Genomic DNA, 4,523 nt, shown 5'->3' on the forward strand with positions numbered 1-4,523 from the left:
CGCCTCGAAGAACGGCAACAACGCCTCGAAGAACGACAACAGCGCCTCGAGGAAAAGTTGGACCATTTCATCATCGAAACGCGCAGCCATTTCAAAAAAATCGAGGACGAGCTGGCTGAGCATCGGCGTATGTTCGAGATACTGTCACATGATTGGCGTAACGCGAACATTGCGATTGAATATTTAAATCATAAGATCGGCCAGCACGATCTGGAAATGTATCAACTCAAAAAGCGGCTCGAACTCCAAGAAACAAAATAAAAGCGCATGCCCGATGACCGGCGCATACGCTCTAACTGCTTAGCTTACCCACGCTTGCGAATGCGGAAATTGTCTTCTAACAGCACCCAGTTTTCCGGATACGGATACCCGAGCACCCAGTAGCTGATTCCGCGCAATCCGTATTCTTTCACCAAGTCAAATTTCGCCAACGCGCTGCGGGCGTCCTCAAACCACACTTCATGTTGTCGCCCTTGTTCATCTGTATAGCGGTAAAACGGCGAAGCCGCCGCCGCATCGTATTGGATGGACGCCCCGTAGCGAATGGCGCGCTCTAGCGCCTCTTTCGGACTGAACGTTTCCGCCTCTTGCCCTTGCACGTGCGGCAGCACCCAGTCGCGGGCATAAATTTGAAACCCCATCATGATTTTGCTACGCGGAATGGCGGTCACCGCATAATCGAGCACGCGCCGAATTTGATTCACCGGCGAAATGGCTTGCGGCGGCCCAAATCGGTAGCCCCACTCATAGGTCATAAGGACAACAAAATCAGCGATGCGTCCGTGGGCTGGGTAGTCGTGCGCTTCGTACAGCAGCCCTTTTTGTTCAGCGCTTATTTTGGGCGCCAGCGACGTCGATAAAACATACCCTTCGGCGTGAAGCCGGTTGGCCGCCCGCTGCAAAAACTCGTTATACCGCTTGCGGTCGGACGGATAGACATTTTCAAAATCGACATTCAACGCGCGGTACCCTTTTGCTCGCATCACTTGAATGACGTTGTCAAGCAATCGCGTTTGCAGCGCAACGTCGGCCAGAATCATCTGCGCCAGCCTCGAGCCCGGGTCTTGGTACGTAAAGTTCGTGATCGTCATCATCGGCACGACACGGGCGGCATAAGCCGCCTGAATGAATGCTGTATCATTGATCGGATTGAGCCCGCCATCGGCGCGGATCGTGTAGGCGAATGACGCGGCATAGGTCAAATGGCGGCCGACTTCGCGCACTTGCTCCGCTCCTTTCTCCCCTTGGTCCACCGTAAATGCGTTCACCTCGATGAGCGGCTTCGCCGGCGGGATGATGAGCCGCTGTCCGGGGACGATCCGGTTCGGATCGGTAATATCGTTTACTTCGATCAGCTGCTGAACCGTCACTCCGTAGAACGAAGCGATTTGCGCCAGCGTCTCCCCGCTTCGCACCGTATGGATGCGCGCTGGGATGAACAACGTTGTCCCTGGATAAAGGAGCGACGGATTCGTGATCCGGTTCGCCTGTATAATCGCTTCGACCGCCACTCCATACTGGCGCGCAATTTGCCATAACGTTTCCCCTGTGCGGACCGTATGGTAACGATATGGAACCGGGATGACGAGCGCTTGGCCAACGGCTAGCCGGTTCGGGTCGCTCAGTTCATTGGCGGCGACAATCCGCTCGAGTGGAACGCCGTAACGCTGAGCCAACTGCCAAAGCGTCTCCCCGCGCTTTACGACATGAACAATCATGACGCTCCCCCTTTCGTTCCCTCCTTTTACCACTATATTTTGGCTTTTGCCTTTTATGTAAAAAAAACGCCGGTTCCTCTACGGAAACCAGCGTTTCATCCATTCAAACCCATCCGTATCGCCATTACAGGCCGCACTTCAGCTGCGCGCCGCAGCTTGTGCACGTGTTGCAGCCGCCGATCTCTTCGATCGTCCCTTCGCGGCAAATCGGGCAAATATTGCCGATTTCGGAACCGATTGTCACATCGGTGGCGCGCACATCTTGAATCGTATCAACGAGCACGACGGGGCGTTTCGTCTCTTTTTCCTCGAGCTCCTCTGGAAGCAGTTCAAGTTGCTCTTCAATCTGATTCTCCTCAGCCTTTAACGTCAACACTTGTGCATCGCGGCTGCCGTCGACATAGACGGTTCCGCCTTTCGCACCGCAACGCCATAAACGCTCGTACACTTTTTGCACTTGCTCGACGGTGTAGCCCTTCGGCGCGTTGACCGTTTTCGACAAGCTCGAGTCGACCCAGCGTTGAATGATGCACTGCACATCGGCGTGCGCTTCCGGCGGCAAGTCCATCGCCGTCACAAACCAAGGCGGCAAGTGGTTCGGGTCGGCTTCCGGGTGTTTGTCCAAATATTCTTGGACGATGTCCGCTTTCACTTCGATAAATTTGCCCAAGCGCCCGCTCCGGTAGTACGAGAACGAGAAGTACGGCTCAAGCCCGGTTGAGACGCCGACCATCGTTCCCGTCGATCCTGTCGGCGCCACCGTCAGCAAGTGCGAGTTGCGGATGCCGTATTTCAAAATATCTTGACGAATATCTTCCGGCATCCGTTTCATGTAGCCGGTGTTGATGAACGCTTCACGCAGCTTGCGCGTCTCTTCCTCCGTTTCGCCGACAAGAAACGGGAAGCTGCCTTTTTCTTTCGCCAGCTCGATCGATGCCCGGTATGCGGTCGTGGCGATCGTGCGGAACAGCTCATCGACAAGCTGGTTTCCTTCCTCAGAGCCGTACGCTTTTTCGCAGTAAATGAGCAAGTCTGCAAGCCCCATGACGCCAAGGCCGATGCGGCGCTCGCCGAGCGCTTGTTTTTTGTTTTCCTCAAGGAAGTACGGCGTGGCGTCAATGACGTTGTCTTGCATCCGCACCCCGATTTCGACCGTGCGTTTCAGTTTTTCGTAGTCAATGACCTTCCGTTCTTTGTCCACCATGTTCGCCAAGTTAATGGCGGCCAGATTGCACACCGAATACGGTGCCAACGGTTGTTCCCCGCACGGGTTGGTCGCAACGACTTTTTGCCCGTACGCGCGGGCGTTCGTCATTTCGTTGGCGTTGTCGATGAAGAAAATGCCCGGCTCGGCTGAATACGTCGCGCAAATGTTGATCAGCTTCCACAGTTCGCGGGCGCGGATTTTCCGGTAGACGCGGACGCGATAGCCCATTTTCTCCCATTCGCGTACATCGCCGACTTCATGCCATTTTTCGTTGTAAATGCGCATTTCCTCTTCGGAATAGGTTTCCACGTCCGGGAAGCGGAGCGCGTATTCTTCGTCCTTTTCGACCGCTTCCATGAACTCTTTCGTCAGGCAGACGGAAATGTTCGCACCGGTCAAAAAGTCTGGGTTGTGCACCGTATATGTACCGCCGGTGCGCAGTTTTTCTTCGGCGTCTTTGATGATTTCTTCAGTGAAACCGCCGTAGTCAGGCGCGTTCTTGTATCGGACGATCGCTTCATACATCGCCCGCTCCCGCTCGGTGAGCGGCGTAAATTTCAGTTTGTCGCGCGCTGCTTTTTTGATGCCTTCGTCTTCCATATTTTCGAGCAGGTAGCGCAAAATGCGCGGGTTTTGCATTTTCGAGACGATGAATTCGATAATGTCCGGGTGCCAGTCAGCAAGCATAATCATTTGGGCGCCGCGGCGGGAGCCACCTTGCTCGACAAGGTGGGTCAGCTTCGCAATATCGTCAAGCCACGAGACCGACCCGGACGATTTGCCGTTCACCCCGCGCGCAAGCGTATGGCGCGGCCGCAATGTCGAGCCGTTCGTCCCAACGCCGCCGCCGCGGCTCATGATTTCCATCACCTGCTTCCGATGTTCGGAAATTCCTTCGCGCGAGTCTTTCACAAACGGCATCACATAGCAGTTGAAATACGTCACTTCCTTGCCCGAACCCGCCCCGTACAACACGCGGCCGGCCGGAACAAAATTCAAGCTTGCGAGCTCTTGATAAAACTTTTCGAACCACTCTTTCCGCTTTTCTTCTGTCTTTTCCACCGCCGCCAGCCCAGTCGCATTGCGCTTGGCGATTTGCTCATAGAAAATTTCGAGCGGCTTATCAATAATGTCGAGCGACCGAACCACAATGCCGGTCTCCGCCTCTTCCCCTTCGAGCACGTGCCGGTATTCGTCTTCAATCAACACGCGCGCCTTTTTCGCCTCCCAATCGATGTCGACGATAAACCCGAGCCCTCGTGCCGGGAATTTCGGATCCTCCTTGATCGTCAACACGACGAAATCGCCCGGTGTGAGCGTCAGCTTCTCCGTATCTTTGAATGAATACCGGTCAAGCATGACCAAACGGGATACGCCTTTATGGGTGATGTGCATATCCGGCGTAATCGGATGCACTTGCGGAAATAGGCGGATATCCTCGTTCAGCTTGTCAATATTGATCTTCATTTTTTCGGATGACGCCACCGTCATTCTCCTATCTCTCCTCTTTTATATAATCTCTCATGTTTTTGGCAAAGTTGTCCTGTCTTCTCTACCTTACCATATCAAACAGAAAAAAACAATATATAGTATGATTT

General features: G+C 54.1%; 2 protein-coding genes. Both read right to left on the reverse strand.

The annotated features are described in order from the left end of the window. Nucleotides 1–305 precede the first annotated feature (305 nt). A complete protein-coding gene (locus tag VU18_RS10240; RefSeq protein WP_047758060.1) occupies nt 306–1,718 on the reverse strand; it encodes a LysM peptidoglycan-binding domain-containing protein in 1,413 nt (470 codons plus the stop codon). Nucleotides 1,719–1,842: 124 nt separating this feature from the next. After that, nucleotides 1,843–4,416 carry a vitamin B12-dependent ribonucleotide reductase gene (locus VU18_RS10245; RefSeq protein WP_011231901.1) on the reverse strand — a complete coding sequence of 858 codons (2,574 nt, stop codon included), beginning with the start codon at nt 4,414–4,416 and terminating at the stop codon, nt 1,843–1,845. Nucleotides 4,417–4,523 lie beyond the last annotated feature (107 nt).

The organism is Geobacillus sp. ZGt-1, assembly GCF_001026865.1.
Taxonomy (GTDB): Bacteria; Bacillota; Bacilli; order Bacillales; family Anoxybacillaceae; genus Geobacillus; species Geobacillus thermoleovorans.

What these genes read in the sequence shown, in the direction of transcription:
- VU18_RS10240 (WP_047758060.1), bottom strand. Translation starts at nt 1,718, where the DNA reads ATGATTGTTCATGTCGTAAAGCGCGGGGAGACGCTTTGGCAGTTGGCT.
- VU18_RS10245 (WP_011231901.1), bottom strand. Translation starts at nt 4,416, where the DNA reads ATGACGGTGGCGTCATCCGAAAAAATGAAGATCAATATTGACAAGCTG.